The following is a 21,251-nucleotide window of genomic DNA, read 5'->3' as shown; positions in this document are numbered from 1 at the left end:
CGACAGGAAAAGCGGTTCGAGTTTAATAGTATTAAAATACAACTGACATTTTTTAAGCAGCCTGCCTTGTCTGAAAAAATCTCTTTCAAGTGAGCTATTGGGACGAGGTATGTTGAGCACAAAATTATTGGTTCATTCTCAGTAAAGGCTCCTACGTGAGACGAAGCAGCATTCATATATCTGCTTCATAATTGGGGCGTTTTCTGAGATGCATCATTAATTTTATAACTTAACGAAAATGCTTAGTTAATAGAGTGGCAACTATGCCTGCTATCTATTCCATCTCCGATTTTTTTGAGGCCTATGGATTAGGGCGACCATTGTATCCACAGATCATGTGTATGCGCTTGGAAGAACAGCCCGATACCAAGCTGACCGTCATGCCGCTGTATCGATCCGATTTCTACCGGGTTATTCAGTTTACAAACTCCCAGCTAGCCTTTACCGCTGGGGAAACTAGACAATCAATCGGGCAGAATTGTTTAAGCTTTAGCTATCCCGGTAAATTGGAATCTTGGGAACGAAAGGGACGATTATTTGGAACAGTTATCTATTTTACCGAAGAGTTCGCCGGTTTAAATCCTGACCATTCGGCCTTTGATAGCCAGTTTCCCTTTTTTACAATTGAAGGCGATACCCTGCTTTCGTTGGACGACGTAGAGGCTGGCCAACTCCAGCAACTAGCTAATGAAATGATTGAGGAGATGCAGTCAGAGTTGCCCGACAAACTGAGCATGATTCAAAAGCTACTGACCGTCTATCTGCATAAAATAAGGCGAATCTATACGAAAAAAATGGGCGATCAGCCTGCTGAGCAGAAAGATAACCAAGCTCTATTTAATCGGTTTCGAAAACAAATGGATGAGTATTTTGCGCAGTTAGTGACGGGCCAACAAATGCTAATGCCCTCTGTGTCTATTTTGGCCGACTCAGTAGGGGTTAGCCCGAATTATCTCAATGAGGTTATTAAACGGGTTACCGGCCAAACCGCTTCCACTCATCTACAGCGTAAAATGATATTGGAGGTAAAAAGCAACTTGTTACATTCAGATGACCAGATCGCTCAGATCGCCTATCGGTTCGGCTTTGACAATGTGCCCTATTTCAATCGATTCTTCAAAAAGCAAACCGGCCTGACCCCCTTGGAATTTCGTGCCCAATACCGTACGTAATCGGCCGGCCGTTAAAAAAGATAAGCATAACCGTAAATTGTATAAGCCTTATGCTGGGCTAGAGTGGGAACTTTGTTTTCTGATAACAAAGACAAGCATGATACGCCTACTCACCTCATTACTTTTTCTTTTGCCACTTTCTACCGGTGCTTTACAGGCCCAAAACGTGCCTTCACCAACTAGCCCACAATCTGAAATGGAGTTATCGGCTATTAAGGCGCAATTAACACCGGAAGAATACAAGGAATACCAGAGCTGGGTCGCCATTGGCGTAGGTGGGCTTCCGCATACCCTAGAAGGTTTTCGTACCTTACAAAGTCTCAACAAGAAGCTTAGAAACCCGCTCGACATCTCACAACTGATTGTCAAGATGGGGGCAACCGGCGATATAAAAGCGCTCACGGATTTGCCTAAGCGGACAGGAGCCAGACCCACGATTGCCCCGTTTGCCATTCCGCACCGCCAAACCGATCAGCATAACGACACGGCCATCCGCGAGAAACAAAAAGCCCTTTTTGATGAAGTCGTGGCGCAAAACAAATCGTTGGTGCACATGCGAAAAAGCTATTTTGAACGGCACAATGATGCCGTGTTTCTCAACGACAGCACTAGGGGTAATCAGACGGTCGTAACGGATACGCATGCCGAAGTAGGCCACCTGCACCCGACTGATGGATCGATGCATTTTTCTTTAAGCCCCAGTGACACCAAAGAGGTTTTAGAAAAGGGATGGGGCGAGCTGCATGGGTTAGCCGGACAAATCTATAAGCCGGGGAGTCAATTACCGGCAACATATATGATGGTATATTCCCCTCGAACAGAGGAAGAGTTAGTAACCATTAAGAAGATACTGGAAGCGGCTATTCTCTATTCATCCCTGCGCACAGCCAAATAAGTGACCTAATTTTCCCATTCTCATAAAAGACTCACACGTGAGACGAACCAGCGTTCATGTATCTGTTTCAATATTATGGCGTTTCGTGAAACGGTATTTCGCTTGAAGTTTTGATTTTGGCTGACATATAACAGATACGTTCCATCAAGGTCTTATCGGCTTTTGCTCGGTCAATCAATTCGAAGAGAAATGAAGGAACGAAATAATAATCAAACAACCAGCGGGTAACAATTACTAATGTTGATAGACAAATAACCCCAACAAACGACATTTTCAGTATTCGTTTTTTGTCCATTTGAACTAATATAAAGGTAACTAGTAGAGTAAGGATGAGCTGTTTTATCATAGCGGCCCACCGCAGTGGTTGGTTCGGTTGTATAAAAGTGTTATAAAAACTCCCCACAGAAAGCGTTAAACAAAACCATCACTAAAGCACATATATGCAGGATTTTAGTCATTTCTGTTCGTTTTCAAGGATTTCAACCACATCGGTGGCCGCCACTGCGGTGGGGTGCAGAGCTAATTAGCTTTACTCCTGTCGTCTGTTACTGAGCTGTAAAAGAAGATTAATGAAACGTAAAAGATGGTTTTACAGACTGTTGTGGATTATTACCCCTAATTAGGTGGGCATATTAGCTAAATATGGTGCCTATACAACGGTCTCACAAAAAGGCTCCATTCAGTGAGATGCTGATTACCGAACCCTTACTGCTTTACGGTCTGGTCTAACCGGGGAGCGTGGTAGCCATCGGTCAGTACCGCTACAATCATTCAATAACAAGTCCCTTTAGTTAATTGGATCGCTTCGCAAAATATCCCAATGCGTTTGACCCGGCAGAAGCCGATGAACCGGAATCGTTATGTGAAAGGCAGTGCAGAAACGACGAATGGCCTCATCTATGTCTTCAGCAGAGTACCGCGACGAGAAATGACCTAGAATCAGCGTTTCAATATTAAGATCAGCAACAGCCGCCAAAACGTCTTCCAGCGTGCTGTGTTGATTCCGGTTCGTTTCTAAAGTAGCCAATTCGGCCCGGGTAAGGAAGGTCGCTTCGTGAATCAAGATCTGCGTGTTATTCCACTGATCAAAGTTTTCGGCGGGTGTGTCGCCTGAATAAGCTAGTAAGTTTGTCCGGACTTCATCTGTCAGATTTTCCCGCCCAACCTTTTCCGCTAACTGCCGCAACGCTTCTCCTGATAGGTTGACGAACTCTGATTTTAGCTTATTTTTTGTTTCATAAATCTGATAGCCCAAGCTTTTTATTTCATGCGGTTGTGCTTTAACAACGTGATTGTTGCGGGCCGACTGCACAAATAAGTCTTTACGAAGCGGAATGTGTTGCTGATCCCCAATGGGTTGCCATACCGTTTTTTTGACTCGCCCGTCAAATTGTTTTGAAAAGGTTTCCAGTGCTGAAATAGATCCTGCATCGGTTGGATAATAAACGGCTGGAAAGCCGTCGCGGGCGTTTAGTTCATTCAAGCGCAACAGTCCTGTTACGTGGTCGCGGTCAGCGTGCGACAGGAAAATATGGTCAATCTTGCGCGATTTCTGTAAAAGTGTAGGGGCTATGCCATCGCCCGCATCGAGTAATACTCGTAGCTCTTCAACGAAATACCAGGTTGAAAATAGGGCCGTCGAATAGCCAGTTATCGTCAGTATCATTACGCACGGGGACTGACGACTACCACCGCCTAATATCCAGTTTTTTTGGCAGTCATCGTGACTTTGTAAGATCTACATCAATTAATCAATTAACCTGATCCAGTAAGCTTCGTTCACTCAAAACGTCCTCTTCTCTTAACAGCTCATCGACCTGCTTTTCAAGTCTGGGTAAGAACAAGGCCTGGATATACACAACATCAACTGGATTAAAGGCCACTCCTCCGGCTAACTCGTAGCCAGCGGACAAACGATCAACGACTTGCGATTCGAGCAGTTCCAGCGTTTCGGCTGCTTCAACGACATATAACTTCATCTTACTAGGAAGTTTGGTTAGTAGGTTACGATCTATATCTGTTGATCAGTAATAGAAAAATACCTTTATTAGATCTGGTACATCCCCTGTAGATATCAGTACTACGTTTAGTAGCTAATTGTTTGTAGGTCCACGCCAGAAATCAATCCCGGTTTCGTCGTCGAGGTTGTCCGTTTCGGCTGGCTCGTTGGTAATGATATCGGCCAGAATGTGTGCCGCTTCCTCAACTAGATTCAGGGCTTTGGTGAGTCGTTTCTGGTGAGTCTCATCTTCATTCGTATCACCGATACCCGTAACGGTTAACAGCTCAAACGATAATCTGGCTAATTCACCGCCAATACGACGGAGGTCATTCTTTGTTGGTTCTGATACGTTGTTCATCGTTGCTCTGTACCGGATTTCGTCACGGTGTCGAATATATTTACGTACGCAACAGGCCTCTTGCTACGTTGTCAGCCTTTGCAGTAGGGATTTCATGGTGTACTATTGATGTACTTCAGCGGCTAATTCTGGCAATCGATTTAGCAGGTTAGGAAGTACGTATTTATCATAATAACTAGTGGTTATGACCCAACTTAAACTAAAAGTTTACCCCTCAGAATTCTTTGGTATGATTCGTTTTCTGCAAAGCTTCTCCAGCAGTTGGAAACTACCTCTACCCCAACAATCGCTGGCTGGTGTCGTGTTGAACCACTACGTATTGAGCTTGAAAATAGATAAAATAGTAGCGTGGAAGCATAAAGTCCCAACAAAAACGCACACCCTGAACTTACCATTGCCTGTAGCTAAAGCCCTCTATCAGGAGTTGCAGGCTACCTATATTGACGAGTGGCAGGTCATGTTTTTGACGAAGCTGGATCAGGCCGTCATGAACTTACGCTTGAATTGACACGCTGAAAAAATGGAAAAGAATAAGAATCCATACGAATCACTTTTAAGAGTATAAACTTAGAGCTTGATGATAAGGTTCTATATTTCAGGAGTTTGTATTTAGTTTGGTGCTAATTTTAACGTCTAAATTAATGTTAAACCGTACTTTTCTTGATCCCGCTGGATCTTTTCCTGCACAGCTTCAATAACCCAGTCATGGACCGAAATTGAAAGCTTGCGATTGAGGCCCGCTGGACGTTTATCACGTAATAGTTTGATAGCGTCCATCTTAGTGCTTTTAAAAGTGATCTTGATCGCTTTAGTCTGATTAGGATCCGTAGCTTCCTCTCCCCAGCTCGTTGGTTTCCCGCCTTTGTTGATGTACTCCTGAATTTTCTCTGGTACGGAAAATTTGGCAACCTATGAGTAGCCTGTGATACGTTTCCAGCGATTTCTGTAGGGAGAAAGTGAACGGGAAAGCGAAATCGTGTAGCGCATTTATAATATAATTGTATTGTATATAACAAAAGTTTAGTATAGCGCTTTTGGGTTATGTATGAATCGCCATGTCAGAAAGAGGTAAACGAAAACGCTCTCATTCGTTCGTTAAAGCAGTCGTTCGGACCCGCTTCCAGATTCCTTTCTTTCAGTCATTAGTACAGGCTGGTTTTCCTAGTCCTATCGACAATTATGTAGAGCGGGTCTGTGACCTGAACTACCTCTGCATCACGAACCCGGAAGCTACGTACTTCGTCCGTGCGATAGGGGACATGTATGTCGGACGAGCATATCCAGGAAGGAGACGTATTGATTGTCGATTGTTCACGTGAGGCCACTGACGGTTAAATCGTAGTTGCCTGGGCGAATGGGGAAACACACTTAAACGTATTCGCTACGTCGGGCGGATGATTGTACTCGAGCCATCGAATATAGACTACCTGCCAAGCTACATTCATCCGGGCGACGACTTCCGATTATTGAGTGTCGTTACGTTCATTATTCATAAAGTATAGCCGCCATGATCGCGCTCGTCGACTGCAACAATTTCTACGTATCCTGCAAATGGGCCAGACTCAATGAATCCATTGTACACAGCTTAATTCCGCAACTTGCCTGTCGATGGTTTATTACCTAAAAGCCTTAATCAATCTTGAAGCGGCTATTTTCTTTCCAAAATCTGTTTCACTAATGCTTTAAGTTCATCGATTTGTCCCTGCTGTTGCTTGACAGTCTTTTCTTGTTGAATACTATATAGCGTCAACTCCTCTACTTTCTCCAACAGAGTTGCATTCATCTTTACCAGATCAATCCCTTCTTTGGCGACCTGCTCCGCCGAGGGAACACCAGGTAAATGCCCGTGTTGGGCTACGTAGGTGGCAACAAAAGGCAGTGGGCGAAGCTGGTACGTCGGAGCAAAGACTTTATCACTCCACTCGGTAGGACTGTTGATACGAAGCTGGTAGCGAGCTTTGATAACCTCTCCCTTCTCGGTGACGGTCAGGAATTGATCAGTGGATCGGTTGGTGGGACTATTAGCTGTTAGATTTGTTAATGTCAGCCCACTGGTATTAGGGAATTCACTGACCACTTCCAGGCGATTAGTCGGCGCTGAAGTCCCGATTCCGACATTGACCTGATTTCCTAAGATTAGAGCGTTACTGGTCGCTACGTGGCTGTTGGAACCGATGGCAATGGCGTTTTTCAGCCCATCCTCTGCCTGGCTGTTGTAACCCATTAGTACGTTATCATCGCTGGTGGTAATGGTGGTGCCTGACTGAGGGCCAATAATGATGTTATTACTACCAGTGGTATTATAAAAACCAGCCTGATAACCTATAAACGTATTATTATTACCCGTACCGTTCTGATAACCCGCAAGATTACCGTTAAACAAGTTGTTGAAGCCCGTAGTATTCAAAAACCCCGCATTGTAGCCACTGAATACATTGTCATGGCCTTCGGTATTGTTGTACCCCGCCTGATTGCCCGTAATTATATTTTTGTATCCTGTGGTATTGTTATACCCCGCCTGATAGCCGGTAAATATGTTATAAAGCCCCGTAGGTTTATTCGAATATCCTGCCTGGTAACCGATAAACACACATTCGCGGCCCCCTGTATACCCTGCCTGATAACCAGTAAATACATTATAACTTGTTGCTGTACCGGAATACCCCGCCTGATGACCAATGAAAACATTATAATTCCCACTGACATTAGAGTACCCCGCCTGATTGCCGCTGAATATATTTTCATGCCCATTGACATTGGAATACCCTGCGCTGTACCCGCTGAATACATTATTAATTCCCGTAGAATTGAGCAGACCTGCCCCTCGTCCCACAAATGTGTTGTTCTCCCCAACTGTGTTCTGTCGACCAGCTTCGTGGCCAACGAATACATTATTACTGCCGGCTGTTGTCTGCTGGCCCGCATCAACACCATAGTAGCTATTCCAGCTGCCACTTTGCATTTTGTAGGCTGCATTATAGCCAACTACCGTATTGCGGGTGCCTATCAGACTGCCACTACTGCCTGCTCCCGGCCCTATAATGGTATTAAACGTGCCATAAACAGCTGTGTTGGAATTGTTAGGCGAGGTGAGTACGTAGTTTCCTTGGGCAATTAGAATGTCTGGCAGAAGCAGAAATGGGATAACCAAAGCGAGAAGCTTATACATAAACTTAGTGCTTGTAATGAGAAATGTTTTTCTAATTGACTCAATATCAGGTTGTATATCAATAGGTTAATTGGATTTTAATCCATCTTTTGAGTAATCGGTAGGGCGTGGATGACCAATAAAAAACGCCAGTCCTCGTGGAGCCAGCGTATCATCTACGCGTTATGTTTACAGCCTTGATTTAATCTATGCGTAGCATTACATTATTTATATTCTGGGCAATACGTTCTGTCAATAAGGCTGTTTTATGCTCCAACCAGAGTTAGTTCTTTAATCGGTAGCTATATAATTGATAAAATTATCGAAGGAAGCATACCACGTAGCAGCTACTTTTTATTTGCGACTACCAACTTGTGTCCGGAGATGTGTTCAAGCCGATTGGCTTGAGGATTCCGGGCAGGGTAATTTGTTGGTTAAAATTGGTGAAAAGCTTAAACAGGTACAGAAGCTTAAATTGAGTGACCTGCGAGAAACATCTGTTTTTGTCAATAACAGGTTTGCTGACTAAAACTGGCCATCCGCAACATGCCCGAGTCAAGTCAGTTGCAAAGGGATCTCAACCGTATTACGTTATACTAGCTACAAAAAAAGAAGCCTGACTATAGTCAGGCTTCCTTCTTCCATTTTTCTTAACGTTGAGTTTATATAAATGCTGCCTTTTTGCTGACAGCTAGCAATTTCATAGCGTTACTTCTTCTATTGCCTAAACTGTGCCAGATATAGCTGTTAGTAATTGTTATTACGTAAGTGGAAGATTTTCAGATGCTTATGATTTATCTGGTTTTGCCATATTTTCTATTTATGTAGAAAAAGGTGGAAAATTTTCCCCAGAACTGTAGCAATTTGATCCACTTCGATAAGTTTCTTTCACTAAATGTTCAGGCCAGGTCAATGATTAAATTTGTGAGAAAGATGCGGGGTTGAGGAATGTCCGAGTGATACTGGAAATAAGTCTGGCATCAGCGTACTCTGGCATCGAACTGATCTTTTTCCACTCCGAATCGCTGCCGAATGCCTTCCAGTTCTGGTCATGCTCAGCCATATTATCGAACGTTAACATATACGTTAAATTCGGCCGATTAGGGCCAATCAGCGTTTCACCGAAAAATACGGGCGTCAACCCAACACGCTTGAAAATAGCGATTTCGCCAGCCTGATTGAACATTTCTATTTTTTTCTGGCCCGCTGTTTCGGAAGGGCTTTCGTAGCGACGTAACTCGAATAGGCGCGGCTTATTTTCGGGCACTTCCACTTTAGGCATTCCTGTGAAGGCACGTAGTAACGAACTCTCTACGCGCTCGTAAGCTGGAGCCGTCGCTTCGGCCATTAAATAATCAGCGCCCGCCTGCTGATAGGTTGTATCATTAGCTAATTGAGCCGGTAACTTAAAATAAGCTTCCATCGACGGGAAAGGGATGACGGCCACCAGCTTAGTAAAACCCTGAGGAAGGTATTCGGTAAACACCCCAACTGGTTGACACCCTAACTTATTCAGGGCTGGAATGGCGGCTTTCTGGAAATAGTCCTGAACGGTTTTGAGTTGTCGTCCATTTTTTAAATTGTAGACCCGTAATTCATAAAACTCCTGTCCAGCACCTTGCTGACTTGTCGCGTCATCAGATAAGGAGTTGACAGCATAAGGTACTGTTGGAGTAAGCATCGCAGCTTTTACAAACTGACGTCGTTTCATCGGAATAAAGAGTTGAGTTTATATGTGATTTTGACTAAGCGAGGTAAGATTCAAATGTTTTTAAGCCTCCAGGTAGATATATGAGTAAAAATTCATGCATTTCCCCAGATTAGAAGTAGGCTTGACAAGATAATCGACTTTTCAACGAATAGATAGCTCTAGTCGCTAAAAACGCCTGTATCCTTTCCTCAAAGATAGTACCGTTGTCTCACTTCTAACTTACCAGAATGGTCTTAAATAGTTGTAAAGAGTTAGAAAAGCAGCCGCGTTTATGAACCCACTAGTGATTAGCAGAAAGGCTAGTATGGTTGCGACGTGTGCTTGTGGTGATACTTTCTATCGTCATGAACCATTCATCTTCTTTTGAAAGACGTACACTTGGGGTGACATTCTCCAACAAAAATGAATCAAGTGTGGTGCTTTGGGCCCCTTTTGCCAAGCAAATAGCCGTTAAGATTTATGGCCAGCCAGCTGCATTACCACTTAAACAGGAAGAATTAGGCTACTGGTGCCTAAAAACAGACCAGATTCAGCCCGAAGATCTTTACACCTTCATAATGGATGGGCAATACGAGCGGCCAGACCCTGTTTCGTTGTTTCAGCCGCAGGGTGTACACGGCCCCTCAAAAGCTGTTGATACGAACCAATTCCGGTGGGATGATCAGAAATGGCAAAATCCAGCTCTGGAAGAGTATCTGATTTACGAATTGCACATTGGTACGTTTACCGACGAGGGTACCTTTACGTCTTTAGAAGAAAAACTTGATTATCTGAACACGTTAGGGGTCAATGCCATCGAAATCATGCCTATTGGTCAATTTCCTGATGGCCGGAACTGGGGGTATGATGGCGTATTTCCTTACGCTGCCGAGCATAGTTATGGTGGCCCGGAAGCACTGCAGCACCTCGTTAATGCCTGTCATCAGAAAGGTATAGCCGTTATACTGGACGTAGTATATAATCACCTGGGTCCCGAAGGAAGTTACGCCAAAGAATTTGGCCCTTACCTAACGAGTAAATATTGCACACCCTGGGGAGACGCGATTAATGTCGATGACGCCTGGTGCGATGGCGTAAGGCAGTTCATCCTTCAGAATGCCCTGATGTGGTTACGGGATTTTCACATCGATGCGCTACGTCTGGATGCGGTTCATGCCATTAAGGATTCCAGTCCGGTGCATATTCTTCAGGAAATTCGCCAGCAGGTCGATCAACTGATGGAAGCCACCGGCCGGCAGCATTATTTGCTGGTAGAATGTGATCTCAACGACCCCCGTTACATTAATCCGCTGTCGGAACATGGCTATGGCATGGATGCGCAGTGGATGGATGAATTTCATCACTCGCTACGTGTTTCGGCGGGGGAAAAACCGGAAGGATACTACGCCGATTTTGAAGGCGTCGGTCACCTGGCAAAAGCGTTTCGCGATGCCTACGTCTACGATGGCCAGTTCTCGACTGTTCGAAAAAAGTTGTTTGGGTACAAAGCCGAAACCAATCCCGGTCAACAGTTTATCGTTTTTTCCCAGAACCACGATCAGGTAGGCAACCGCAAACTGGGCGAGCGTTCCAGTCAGCTTTATAGCTTTGAGATGCAGAAATTACTGGCGGGAGCGGTGTTAATCAGTCCCTACGTTCCGTTGCTGTTCATGGGCGAAGAATGGGGTGAAACGGCTCCTTTTCTCTACTTCGTGAGCCATTCAGAACCAGAGCTGGCCGAAGCCGTACGGCAGGGCCGAGAAGAGGAATTCGCTGATTTTCTGGATGGTCGTGACGTGCCTGACCCTTTAAGCGACGATACGTTCCAGCAATCCCGAGTGCAGTGGACGCTTCAGGAGCAGGAGCCGCACCGAACGCTGTTACGTTATTATCAGACGCTGATCGCTCTGCGCAAACAGCATCCGGCACTACGTCATCTGAACCGCCAGAACATGAGCGTAGTGGTTGACGAGGCTAAAAAAACGCTGGCCGTCCATCGCTGGCATGAAGATCAGCAAATTCTGTGTCTGCTTAATTTTTCTAACGAAAATCAGTCCATTACGTTACCTATAGAAGGTGAAGGCTGGCAAAAATTATTCGATTCGGCTGATCCGAAATGGCTCGGCGATGCTACGTCGGCCGACTCGCTATCTGTGAATGACTCGCTGGTTTTACCGGCTGAATCACTGATTATCTACTCGCTATCTCATGAATAACCCGATTGCTACGTATCGAATTCAATTTCATAAAGAGTTTACATTCAGTCATTTTGAACGTATCATCCCGTATCTGGAAACGCTTGGTATTCGAACGGTTTATGCGTCTCCCATTTTCGAAGCTGTGGCCGGTAGCCAGCATGGTTACGACGTAGTGAATCCGCAGCGGCTAAACCCTGAAATTGGTACGCAGACCCAGCTAACCCGAATTCATAAGCAACTGGCTCAGCGAGGCATTGGCTGGATACAGGACATTGTTCCCAATCACATGGCCTTTGATCCGTCTAACGACTGGCTGATGGACGTACTGGAAAAAGGGGAACGGTCGATTTATAGCTGCTTCTTTGACATTGACTGGACCAGCCCGATTCACGAAGGCCGACTAATGGTTCCGTTTCTGGGAAATTCGCTAGAAGATGTACTTCAGAACGGCGAACTGGCTGTGGCCTGGCAGGATAAACGGCTGGTATTGACGTATTACGACACCGCATATCCGCTGCATCTGCGCTCGTATGCCCGCGTTTTGCAAGCCAGCGAGGCTAAATTCAGTAAACCAATTCAGCGCTTACTGGACCAACTGCCCGAACTGGATCAGCTCACAGATGCCACTACGTATCGTTTGCGTAGTCAGGAGTGGCTGCTAAAACTGGCCGAATTGCTTAACGATGCCGGAACTAAATCCATTTTACGTACCAATTTGAAGGCGGTCAATGCCGATTCGGCTTTGCTTCAGCAAGTGATTGATGAGCAAACGTATCGTTTGTGCGCTCACGGAGAAACCGATTTCCAGATTAATTACCGGCGTTTTTTTACGGTCAACAGCCTGATTTGCCTGAACATCCAGAATCCGGTTGTGTTTGAACATGTACACGAACACACGAAAAATCTGCTGAAAACGGGCGTATTTCAGGGATTGCGTGTCGATCATATCGATGGCCTGCACGATCCCAGCCGGTATCTGGATCAACTTCGGGAAATGGCGGGCGACGAGGCTTACATTGTGGTTGAAAAAATTCTGGAAGCCGGCGAAGAACTTCCCTCCAACTGGCCCATTCAGGGCGAAACCGGTTATCAGTTTCTGGCGCTGGTCAATAATCTGTTTACCCGAACGGGCAGTCAGCAGAAATTCACCCAGTTTTATACGAAGCTATTGGGCGAAAAGCAGGTCGTCTCGCGCGAGTTGCACGACAAAAAAGCGTATATTCTGGATGAGCACATGCGGGGTGAGCTGGACAACCTGCACCGATTATTCCAGGACTTAAATCTGGCTGAAAAGGAGCAGTTGGCCGCTTTACCGGATGATACGTTAAAAGGCGCCATCCGTGAGTTTTTGGTGCAGTGCCCGGTCTACCGCTATTACGGTAATTGTTTACCCCTGGAACAAACCGAAGCCGACGAAGTACGGGCCATTTTAGAACGAGTTCGTAACCGCAAACTGAGTCTTTTACCGGCCGCCGATTTGCTGGAAGACGTATTGCTGACCAAGCCTTTAGCCGGCGACAGTGATTACAACAACCGGGCGTTACGTTTCTACCAGCGCTGCATGCAGTTTACCGGTCCGCTGATGGCCAAAGGGGTGGAGGATACGCTCATGTATACATACACCCGCTTTATCGGACATGACGAAGTGGGCGATTCGCCAGAGTTTTTTGGCCTTAAAGTCAAAGACTTTCACCAGAATATGCTTGATCGGCAGACTAACTGGCCGTTGTCGCTGAACGCTACGTCGACCCACGATACAAAACGGGGTGAAGATGTGCGCAGTCGATTAAACGTATTGACGGATCTGGCCGATGAGTGGTTTACCGAAGTCGAAGCCTGGCAGCAACTGACCCGCGAGTTCAAGCAAGCGGACGTAACGGGTTTGGATGGAGCCGTTGGGGATGCCCCCGATGTTAACGATGAGTATTTCATCTACCAGACGTTGATAGGCGCTTATCCAATGCCTACGGTTGATACTGCTAAAGAATCAAAACGTAGTACGTCGTCTCCCGGCCAGGACGAAAAAAACTTTGCGGAACGTCTGGACGAGTACTTACAAAAAGCGCTGCGTGAAGCGAAACGCAATTCGACGTACACCGAACCCAACGAGGCCTACGAAGAAGCGACTAAAGCGTTTGCTCGTCAGTTACTGGATCAGAAAAAGCCTTTCTGGAAGCGCTTCGAACCATTTCGTCGGCGTATTACCGACCTGGGTATTATCAATTCATTGGCACAGGTAATACTGAAATTCACCTGTCCCGGCGTACCAGATGTCTATCAGGGTTGCGAAGGCTGGGACCTGAGTTTGGTTGACCCCGACAATCGTCGGCCTGTCGATTATGACCAGCGCCAGGAATGGCTGGATGAGATGATCAGGGGTAATACCGTCGATCAATGGGCGGAGTTATGGGAGCACCGCTACGATGCCCGCATCAAACTCTGGCTGGTGCATACACTCCTGAACGAGCGAAAGTTACAACCCGATCTTTTTGCGGATGGGCACTACGTACCGCTTCGGGTCGATGGGCGCTATAAACAGAACGTACTGGCCTTTGCCCGGCACTACCAGCGCGAATGGTACGTAGTGGCGGTTCCGCTGGGTATTGCTCAATTATGCCAGGAGCAGGAAACCGACGTAGTATCATTGGATTGGGGAAACACGCGAATTATTTTGCCCGATGAAGCGCCCATTCAATGGGAACATCGATTCATCAACGTAGTAGGCAAAGCCCAAAATGGGCTTCTCCTGACCGATTTATTTACGTTTCTGCCACTGGCTGTTGTCAAGCTGAAACAGCCACCCTCCGAACGTAGCGCTGGTATTCTGCTCTCTGTTACGTCTCTGCCGTCGCCGTTTGGTATCGGCGATTTTGGGCCCGAAGCCAGAGCGTTCGCCGATTTCTTGAGTCGCAGCCGCCAGACGTACTGGCAGGTGTTACCCCTCAATCCTGTCGATTCGTTGGAAGGGTATTCGCCGTATAGTACTTCGGCCAGTATGGCGGGCAGTCCGCAGCTATTGAGTCCAGCCCTGTTGGCTGAGGAAGGTTTGCTGGACGAAAGCGATCTTCAGGGCGCATACCTGCCTCACACAGATCAGGTTGATTATCAAAAGGTTTTTCAGCTAAAGGAAGCGCTGTTTGATAAAGCATATCAAAACTTTAAACAGAACTGTCCGACGACGCTACGTCAGGAATTTGGGCATTTTTGCGAGCGAGAAGCGCATTGGCTGGATGATTTTGCGCTGTATATGGCGCTAAAACAGGAGCACGGAAATAAGCCCTGGCACGCGTGGCCGAAAGAATACAGGCTTCGACAGAAAAGAGCGTTGACTGACTTCAGTAAGCAACAGGCCGACGAGTTGGAAAAAACTAAATGGCTCCAATTTGTTTTTGCCCGGCAGTGGAACAGCTTAAAGACGTACTGTAATAACCTGGGGATTCGACTGTTTGGTGATTTGCCGTTTTACGTCAGCTATGATTCAGTGGACGTTTGGGCGAATCCCGAGTTGTTCAGCATCGATAAAGACGGGCAACTAACCAGTGTAGCCGGTGTACCGCCCGATTATTTTAACGCCGATGGGCAACTATGGGGCATGCCCGTTTATCGGTGGGATGTCCTCAAAAAACAGAACTATTCCTGGTGGGTTGAACGATTGCGTAAGAATATAGAACGCTACGACCTGCTCCGGCTCGATCATTTCCGCGCCTTTGCTGATTTCTGGGAAGTTCCCGCCGACCAGTCAACGGCCGTAAATGGAAGCTGGCAGCCAGGCCCCGGTGCCGACTTGTTTACCGTACTGAAAAAGGAACTTGGTGAACTGCCCTTCGTGGCGGAAGACTTAGGCAAAATCGACCACGCCGTTTACGAATTACGGGATGAATTTGAGTTGCCGGGAATGGCGGTACTTCAGTTCGCTTACGGGAAGGACATGCCGCAATCGGTCAATAATTTGCATAATCACAAGCCGAATGTCATTGCCTACACGGGGACGCACGACAACAATACCGCTCGGGGCTGGTACCGTCAGGATGAAAAACACAAGCAAAGTCGGCAGTTGGAACGCTACGTTGGATTTTCCGTAACGGAAGAAAATATCCACCTGATCCTGATTCGAATGGCCTATGCGTCAGTGGCTCAAACCACCATTCTGCCCATTCAGGACGTATTAAACCTGGACGAAACTGCCCGTTTGAACAACCCGGCCCAATCGGGTACAAACTGGACCTGGCGACTACAACCCGACCAACTTACGCCAGCCATTGAAGAGCAGCTTCGGGAATGGACGGAGGTTTACAATCGATACTAAGTAAGAAATATAACCAGCAAAGACACGTAGCATGGTAAAAATAGGTTATCACGCATCACACGAACAGTTCAAACCCAGTACGTTATTAAACTACGTCAAGCGAGCTCAGCAGGCAGGTTTCACGGCCGCTACGTCATCGGACCATTTTCATCCCTGGAGCAACAGACAAGGCGAAAGCGGTTTTGCGTGGTCATGGCTCGGGGCTGCCTTGCAAGCGACTTCATTGAGTTTTGGTGTAGTGAATGCGCCCGGCCAGCGCTACCATCCGGCTATCATTGCGCAGGCGGCTGCTACGTTGGCCGAGATGTTTCCCGAACGATTCTGGATGGCCGTCGGAACGGGCCAGTTTCTCAACGAACACATCACCGGCGAAAAATGGCCCGCCAAAGCTGATCGCAACGCTCGTTTGGCCGAATGCGTCGACATTATACGGGCGCTGTGGAAAGGCGAAACGGTTTCGCACAAAGGTTTAGTGACAGTTGAAGATGCTTCGCTTTATACCCGTCCCGACGTACCACCGCTGCTGTTTGGCGCAGCCGTTACGAGTAAAACCGCCGAATGGATCGGTGGTTGGGCGGATGGACTGCTGACTATTTCGCAGCCGAAGGGACAATTGCAGGCGGTTGTCGATGCGTTCCGGCGCGGGGGAGGAGAGGGCAAGCCGATGTACCTGAAAGTACAGCTTTCCTACGCTGTCACCAACGAAGCCGCCCATCAAGGCGCTTACGATCAATGGCGGGCTAATATTTTTCAAAATGCCATGCTGACAGAGCTGCGAATGCCGGAGCAATTTGATATGGCTGGTGAACTGGTCAATTTGCAGGAAGTCGATAAAATGGTGCATATCTCCACCGATCCTGGGCAACATGCTACGTGGTTACAGCAATACGTCGACATGGGTTTTGACCAGTTGTCGCTTCACAATGTAAACCTTGAACAGGAACGGTTTATTGACGATTTTGGCCAGCACGTTTTACCTCAACTTTAGAACAGGACACAACGCTGGACCAAACGGATTACGATTCGACGGAATTTGACTCAGCACCCACCGACGATGACGCTGCCTCTATGGAATCGGGCGTGGATGTGCACGAAGATGAGTAAACAGCTAGTTTATCTATAGCCAGAGCATAACCGGATTGGTCAGGCTCTGGCTATCTATTTAATCGCCAATTCCCCATACCGCGGCATCGTATTCATCGGTCCGCTCCCCGTCACCCGATAGCCCCCCGGCTGATCCCCCGGCACCCAGGATAGTGTTATCTTCTTCGCCTAATCTTTCCGTATCGTCGTCTGTGAAGCTTAGATTATCCGTAGTAACCTCCTGATCGTTGTCGCTCATGGCCGCTGTTCCCTGAGGAGCGTCAATAGTATGTTCTTCCGCCGAATTCTCGTGATTTACGTAACCTTCCAATAAATCGTCGGCCTGATTTGGACTGTGATATCTAACCTGTTGCATTGTTGTCGCTGTTTTGTTGTGATTTTGCTTAGCTGGTATAAAACCAATGGAGATCCAGTAATGTGGTAAACAAATTCTTTAAATGAGGATTTGACCCGGTCTGGTACTACTGCGATCCGAAAAAACGAATGATCTCGGCGTTCACCCGAGCAGGTTCTTCGTGGTGGAGCCAATGCGTTGTACGTGGCACGATCAGTAGATTTCCGTTGTCGCACAGGGCGAGGGATGCGCGGGCAACATGATGTTCCAGAAAGCTATCACGCTCGCCCCAGAGAATAAGTGTTGGGCACCGGATACGGGCTGGTTGATCAGGCTTTTTTCGTTTCCGTAGCGCACGATAGTAATTAAGCATTGCCCGTAAGGAGCCAGCATGCGACCAGGCTGCAACGTACTGATCCAGATCATCTGGCCTGAACGTACCGGGTCGGGCTGAGCGCTCAAGCGTAGCCCGAAGCCAGGCAAAGCCAAAAGCGCTCAGCAACGTCTCGGGTAACCAGGGCAATTGAAAGAAAGCGACGTAGGAGCTACGTAGCATTTGTGTTGAACGTATGAGAACAGGCCAGGTCCAACTATCTAAGTGGGGCGCATCCATTATTACCAACCGGAATAGCCGTTCGGAATGGGCCGCTCCAACAGCCCAGGCGATAATGCCACCCCAGTCGTGCCCCACCAGGTAGAAACGATCGGCCCGGTAAAGATCGGCCAGCGCTAGTACGTCATTCACTAACGTATCAAGTCGGTAATCCGCTACGTGCTGCGGAGCATCGCTGCTGTTATAGCCCCGCAAATCGGGCACCACAACCCGATAACCCTGCTCGGCGAACGTAGTGATCTGATGACGCCACGCCCACCAGAACTCAGGAAAACCATGTAACAGAATGAGCAAAGGCCCATCTGCTGGACCGGCTTCTACTACGTGGAGTGCCAGGCCGTTAGTTTGGAGTCGACGGCTTTCCCAGCCTGCTTCTATTAATCCAGCTTCCATGATAATTACCTTTCTTTATGAATTGACAGAAATCGGATGAAACTGTTTATGGCTTTTTTACTACTAACTCATGCCAGAAAGGACCGTTGGAATACTAATTGATCAAACCAGCGGCTTCCGCAAGACTTTTGTCTTAATTTCCAGTTGTTTGCGATTAGTACTACCAACCTACATTTTATTGTTACGTCCAAATGAGGGAGGCTAACCAACCCCGCATCTGGACGTAACATTGTTGTTTACTTTTTATGCTTGTTAACCAAACCGACTCCGGCTGGAATATTATTCATCAACCGGCGCATGGCTTACTGGCCTTGCAACTGGCTTTGGCCTGGAAAATCGACAAACGCCCCACTCAATGGGTCGAAACGCTGACTGCCATCGGCGAGCATGACGACGGACAGGTTCCCTGGAAAGGCCGCAATCATTTGACTGCTTCGGGAGCACCACTTCATTTTAAGCTAATTGATTATTCGCTTGAGCAGTGTCGAAATCTCATTCAGATCGGTCTGCAAAAAAGCCGCTGGAATGCCTTAATGGTATCGATGCATACATCGTTTTTGTATGAACCCAAGCGGGGAAGTAGCGAAGAGTTAGATACCTTTCTGGAGCAGCAGATTGCCAATCAAACGCTTTGGCGTAAGGAAACAAAAACGACGAAAGCCGAAGCGAAATATGCCTACGAGTTTTTGCAGTGGTGCGATGCTTTGTCGTTAATCCTGTGTCTGCAACAAATTCCGCCCGAAGAACGGCGACTCGAAGTAAGCAAGGGACCCGATGGAGTAGCCTATTTTATATACCAGCGAACCGATGGCACCTTAGCCCTCGATCCCTGGCCCTTTGACCAATCAAACTTTGAGGTACATACAGAAGCGTTTCAATTAAATCAGCTCGTTTTCAAATCCGACCAGCAACTTTATCAGGCTATTCAGGAAGCTGAGGTAGAAGTCCAGCGGTGGGAGTTTAAGCAGTAGAAATAATTTATTCGACACCGTCTTTCATAGAAATCGCCTGATATATTTTGTACCAGGCGATTTCTATGAAAGACGGTGTCGAATTTCCACGCGTCAGTAATACGTTAATCTACACTGTTGGCGTTGGTTTTCGTTTGCTCGACTTTATCCGGGTCATTTTTTTCGGTTGTCTTCTTAGTCGAGCGCTGATTGCTTCCTGATTTACCGGCTTTCCCTTCTTCCTTCTGGTTTTTTGTACTGTTACCTCCGCTGCTTTGGGGGGCGTAGTACTTGCTAAATAATGGCATAACGATACGTTTTATTTACTACGTCCCGACTTACTTCCTCCCGTTGAACCTCCTGCGCTTCTATTGCCTTTGGACGAACTCTTGTGAGACACCGAACTACGCCCATTGCCTTTGCTGCCGTGTTGGGTGCCATTGTCCTGATTGCCGGTAATACGTTGATTTTCGTATTCTTTTTCGACTTTTTCTAGGGTGTTATCTGCCATAACGTTACGTGTTTAAGAAATGATTTTTGTTTTTAAGCTGAACTGGTCACTGCTGGAAGCAGTTTACGAAGCCGATCAAAAAAGAGGTTTTGGACCCGTACGATTTTATGTCCTTTTCCGCTGTCTGTTGATCGATAACCGTCTCATTCAGTGATTTAAGGGCACTTAAGCCCGATGAGGTTTATTTAGTACTGATGGGTTGATGGCGGGTTTACCCGACAACGAATTCGACGCATTCAGGTGGGCGTCTTTGTCAACACCGACGCCCAATCGATCAACTAGCTCACCGCCCAGCCAACCTGTCAGACCGAGTATCACAAACGCCAGACCGGAGCTAGTCAGAGCCAGAACAGGCGGATGATAACCTGGCTCATCGGTACGCCACAACCAGCTTCCGCCAAACAGCAGCAGCACTACTACGTTACCTACACCGTGCAGCAGGCCAATACGTTTGGCGCGGGTTCCATCGGGAATGGCGAACCAGTCGATCCAACCCGGAATGGCAGCTGCTAACCCCGCCAGCAGTCCTGCCGTTATCATCCAGTACGCTACCAGGTTCATGGTTGGATTATCGTTGAGCAAATACGCTCCATCGAATAAAACCGAAGTGGCCAGCAGACCCAGTGGAAAAACGATTAGAATCGGGTGGGCCGCATGCCCCGCCAGTTTTGCTTTGCTTTCCATACGTGTTCGTTTAAGCTGACTAACAGGTCGAGCACCCCGGTAGTTTTGAGTTGCTTCCGAGTAATAAGGCAAAGGGCCAGCCACGCTAAAAGGGCAGGACGAATGCTACGTAAGTGGACACTGTAGTTTGAAGAAGTGAACTTTTACTGTGGTTCGAGTGCCTGGAAAAAGTATCGATACTGATGATTAGGCAATACGTAAGAGATGTCCTTGAATCCTCGGTTGGAAAGGGCGCTAACCTCACAATTTAGACCAATAGCGTTTATTTCTGAAGCCTTTTTTGTTCATTCCGTAGCCTGAATAAACTTTGGTCCGTTAACCTTAAGCCTTAGCAAATCAGTAATGCAGAGTTGAGATTGCTACTAAGTTCATACAAAATACTCCCTAAAGAATTGCGGATGTTAGCGGGCAAAACCTGAAGGGGAGTGGTAGTAAGCAGCCTGTTTCCGGGTATAATGCAATAGACGTTGATAAAAATAGTCTGTTATTTAATGCTACAAGCTGAATTAACCGACTGCTTGTATTGTTTTTCTTATAGATTACTAGTTGAAAGAAGCCCTGGTTTTCTAACCTACATGTTCGAGATGTTCGTCGGGGATGTGGTGTATTACGCTACGACCGATCAAGTATTAGCTAAAGACAAGATTAAAGCCATTTGCAGTACGAAAGTGAAGGGTAAAAGTAAGCACATCTACACCCTTTATAATGGTCTAAATAAGCTGGAGGACGAGTTGTTTCTGAGCCTCAAGCGGGCAAAAGACCATTTTGAGCGCCGTAATATTGTTCTTCAAATACCGAAAGGATTTGAAACGGACTAGCCACCTGCCCCACCTGCACTAGCGTGGGGCTTTAATTTTACAGGGCCAATGGGTTGGTTAATAGACTCATAACGA

18 protein-coding genes are annotated in these 21,251 nt (G+C 46.9%); 8 read left to right on the top strand and 10 right to left on the bottom strand.

All coding sequences use genetic code 11. The annotated features are described in order from the left end of the window. The first annotated feature begins 263 nt into the window (after positions 1-263). Together ACYVF1_RS13205 and ACYVF1_RS13200 are read left to right on the top strand one after the other, a co-directional pair. Entirely contained in the window at positions 264-1,172 is a 909-nt protein-coding gene (locus ACYVF1_RS13205; RefSeq protein WP_461079415.1) for a helix-turn-helix domain-containing protein, read from the top strand. 97 nt (positions 1,173-1,269) lie between these two features. Further along, entirely contained in the window at positions 1,270-2,067 is a 798-nt protein-coding gene (locus ACYVF1_RS13200; protein ID WP_461079413.1) for a luciferase domain-containing protein, read from the top strand. Between the two features lie 787 nt (positions 2,068-2,854). Here ACYVF1_RS13200 and ACYVF1_RS13195 read toward each other — a convergent pair. The 3 genes from ACYVF1_RS13195 to ACYVF1_RS13185 all read right to left on the bottom strand — a co-directional run bounded on the left by ACYVF1_RS13195 (position 2,855) and on the right by ACYVF1_RS13185 (position 4,427). Further along, entirely contained in the window at positions 2,855-3,733 is an 879-nt protein-coding gene (locus ACYVF1_RS13195; RefSeq protein ID WP_461079411.1) for an MBL fold metallo-hydrolase, read from the bottom strand. An 85-nt stretch (positions 3,734-3,818) separates the two neighbouring features. Further along, the gene (locus tag ACYVF1_RS13190; RefSeq protein WP_461079409.1) at positions 3,819-4,046 is read right to left on the bottom strand and encodes a hypothetical protein; all 228 of its coding nucleotides are present in this window, start codon (positions 4,044-4,046) and stop codon (positions 3,819-3,821) included. Between the two features lie 114 nt (positions 4,047-4,160). Continuing rightward, the gene (locus tag ACYVF1_RS13185) at positions 4,161-4,427 is read right to left on the bottom strand and encodes a hypothetical protein (protein ID WP_461079407.1); all 267 of its coding nucleotides are present in this window, start codon (positions 4,425-4,427) and stop codon (positions 4,161-4,163) included. Positions 4,428-4,611: 184 nt separating this feature from the next. On the opposite strand from ACYVF1_RS13185, the gene ACYVF1_RS13180 reads away from it, so the two are divergent. Continuing rightward, positions 4,612-4,935 (top strand): hypothetical protein, encoded by a 324-nt coding sequence (locus tag ACYVF1_RS13180; RefSeq protein WP_461079405.1) that lies wholly within the window; start codon positions 4,612-4,614, stop codon positions 4,933-4,935. Between the two features lie 1,140 nt (positions 4,936-6,075). Here ACYVF1_RS13180 and ACYVF1_RS13175 read toward each other — a convergent pair. Next, complete coding sequence (locus ACYVF1_RS13175) at positions 6,076-7,596, bottom strand: hypothetical protein (RefSeq protein WP_461079403.1); 1,521 nt, start codon at positions 7,594-7,596, stop codon at positions 6,076-6,078. Between the two features lie 895 nt (positions 7,597-8,491). Then, the gene (locus tag ACYVF1_RS13170; protein ID WP_461079401.1) at positions 8,492-9,286 is read right to left on the bottom strand and encodes an NIPSNAP family protein; all 795 of its coding nucleotides are present in this window, start codon (positions 9,284-9,286) and stop codon (positions 8,492-8,494) included. Positions 9,287-9,630: 344 nt separating this feature from the next. Between ACYVF1_RS13170 and treZ the strand changes: the two genes are divergently transcribed. From treZ to ACYVF1_RS13155, 3 genes are read left to right on the top strand one after another with little or no spacing between them, the layout of a single operon-like run. Then, complete coding sequence (gene treZ, locus ACYVF1_RS13165; RefSeq protein ID WP_461079399.1) at positions 9,631-11,481, top strand: malto-oligosyltrehalose trehalohydrolase; 1,851 nt, start codon at positions 9,631-9,633, stop codon at positions 11,479-11,481. After that, complete coding sequence (gene treY, locus ACYVF1_RS13160; protein ID WP_461079397.1) at positions 11,474-15,769, top strand: malto-oligosyltrehalose synthase; 4,296 nt, start codon at positions 11,474-11,476, stop codon at positions 15,767-15,769. The genes treZ and treY overlap by 8 nt, the downstream gene beginning before the upstream one ends. 31 nt (positions 15,770-15,800) lie before the next feature. Next, a complete protein-coding gene (locus ACYVF1_RS13155) occupies positions 15,801-16,757 on the top strand; it encodes a TIGR03885 family FMN-dependent LLM class oxidoreductase (RefSeq protein WP_461079395.1) in 957 nt (318 codons plus the stop codon). Positions 16,758-16,931: 174 nt separating this feature from the next. Here the strand turns inward: ACYVF1_RS13155 and ACYVF1_RS13150 are convergent, their stop codons facing one another. Both ACYVF1_RS13150 and ACYVF1_RS13145 read right to left on the bottom strand, forming a co-directional pair. Then, positions 16,932-17,228: a hypothetical protein gene (locus ACYVF1_RS13150; RefSeq protein WP_461079393.1), complete on the bottom strand. Its 297-nt coding sequence runs from the start codon at positions 17,226-17,228 to the stop codon at positions 16,932-16,934. Positions 17,229-17,334: 106 nt separating this feature from the next. Further along, positions 17,335-18,213 carry an alpha/beta fold hydrolase gene (locus tag ACYVF1_RS13145; RefSeq protein ID WP_461079391.1) on the bottom strand — a complete coding sequence of 293 codons (879 nt, stop codon included), beginning with the start codon at positions 18,211-18,213 and terminating at the stop codon, positions 17,335-17,337. 245 nt (positions 18,214-18,458) lie between these two features. On the opposite strand from ACYVF1_RS13145, the gene ACYVF1_RS13140 reads away from it, so the two are divergent. After that, on the top strand, positions 18,459-19,184 hold the full coding sequence (locus ACYVF1_RS13140) for a DUF3891 family protein (RefSeq protein WP_461079389.1): 726 nt from the start codon (positions 18,459-18,461) through the stop codon (positions 19,182-19,184). Between the two features lie 104 nt (positions 19,185-19,288). On the opposite strand, the gene ACYVF1_RS13135 is transcribed toward ACYVF1_RS13140, so the two are convergent. The 3 genes from ACYVF1_RS13135 to ACYVF1_RS13125 form a co-directional block, all read right to left on the bottom strand. Next, positions 19,289-19,471: a hypothetical protein gene (locus tag ACYVF1_RS13135; protein ID WP_461079387.1), complete on the bottom strand. Its 183-nt coding sequence runs from the start codon at positions 19,469-19,471 to the stop codon at positions 19,289-19,291. Between the two features lie 11 nt (positions 19,472-19,482). Further along, positions 19,483-19,674, bottom strand: a complete 192-nt coding sequence (locus tag ACYVF1_RS13130; protein WP_461079385.1) for a hypothetical protein — start codon at positions 19,672-19,674, stop codon at positions 19,483-19,485. Positions 19,675-19,839: 165 nt separating this feature from the next. Beyond that, entirely contained in the window at positions 19,840-20,358 is a 519-nt protein-coding gene (locus ACYVF1_RS13125) for a DUF2231 domain-containing protein (protein ID WP_461079383.1), read from the bottom strand. A 575-nt stretch (positions 20,359-20,933) separates the two neighbouring features. Here ACYVF1_RS13125 and ACYVF1_RS13120 point away from each other — a divergent pair. After that, on the top strand, positions 20,934-21,176 hold the full coding sequence (locus ACYVF1_RS13120; RefSeq protein WP_461079381.1) for a hypothetical protein: 243 nt from the start codon (positions 20,934-20,936) through the stop codon (positions 21,174-21,176). Positions 21,177-21,251: the final 75 nt, after the last annotated feature.

This window comes from Spirosoma flavus, assembly GCF_054778555.1.
This window is presented reverse-complemented; position numbering and strand designations above follow the sequence as displayed.

Coding starts and splice junctions, on each gene's coding strand:
- ACYVF1_RS13205 (WP_461079415.1), top strand. CDS start 264: ATGCCTGCTATCTATTCCATCTCCGATTTTTTTGAGGCCTATGGATTA.
- ACYVF1_RS13200 (WP_461079413.1), top strand. CDS start 1,270: ATGATACGCCTACTCACCTCATTACTTTTTCTTTTGCCACTTTCTACC.
- ACYVF1_RS13195 (WP_461079411.1), bottom strand. CDS start 3,733: ATGATACTGACGATAACTGGCTATTCGACGGCCCTATTTTCAACCTGG.
- ACYVF1_RS13190 (WP_461079409.1), bottom strand. CDS start 4,046: ATGAAGTTATATGTCGTTGAAGCAGCCGAAACGCTGGAACTGCTCGAA.
- ACYVF1_RS13185 (WP_461079407.1), bottom strand. CDS start 4,427: ATGAACAACGTATCAGAACCAACAAAGAATGACCTCCGTCGTATTGGC.
- ACYVF1_RS13180 (WP_461079405.1), top strand. CDS start 4,612: ATGACCCAACTTAAACTAAAAGTTTACCCCTCAGAATTCTTTGGTATG.
- ACYVF1_RS13175 (WP_461079403.1), bottom strand. CDS start 7,596: ATGTATAAGCTTCTCGCTTTGGTTATCCCATTTCTGCTTCTGCCAGAC.
- ACYVF1_RS13170 (WP_461079401.1), bottom strand. CDS start 9,286: ATGAAACGACGTCAGTTTGTAAAAGCTGCGATGCTTACTCCAACAGTA.
- treZ (WP_461079399.1), top strand. CDS start 9,631: ATGAACCATTCATCTTCTTTTGAAAGACGTACACTTGGGGTGACATTC.
- treY (WP_461079397.1), top strand. CDS start 11,474: ATGAATAACCCGATTGCTACGTATCGAATTCAATTTCATAAAGAGTTT.
- ACYVF1_RS13155 (WP_461079395.1), top strand. CDS start 15,801: ATGGTAAAAATAGGTTATCACGCATCACACGAACAGTTCAAACCCAGT.
- ACYVF1_RS13150 (WP_461079393.1), bottom strand. CDS start 17,228: ATGCAACAGGTTAGATATCACAGTCCAAATCAGGCCGACGATTTATTG.
- ACYVF1_RS13145 (WP_461079391.1), bottom strand. CDS start 18,213: ATGGAAGCTGGATTAATAGAAGCAGGCTGGGAAAGCCGTCGACTCCAA.
- ACYVF1_RS13140 (WP_461079389.1), top strand. CDS start 18,459: ATGCTTGTTAACCAAACCGACTCCGGCTGGAATATTATTCATCAACCG.
- ACYVF1_RS13135 (WP_461079387.1), bottom strand. CDS start 19,471: ATGCCATTATTTAGCAAGTACTACGCCCCCCAAAGCAGCGGAGGTAAC.
- ACYVF1_RS13130 (WP_461079385.1), bottom strand. CDS start 19,674: ATGGCAGATAACACCCTAGAAAAAGTCGAAAAAGAATACGAAAATCAA.
- ACYVF1_RS13125 (WP_461079383.1), bottom strand. CDS start 20,358: ATGGAAAGCAAAGCAAAACTGGCGGGGCATGCGGCCCACCCGATTCTA.
- ACYVF1_RS13120 (WP_461079381.1), top strand. CDS start 20,934: ATGTTCGAGATGTTCGTCGGGGATGTGGTGTATTACGCTACGACCGAT.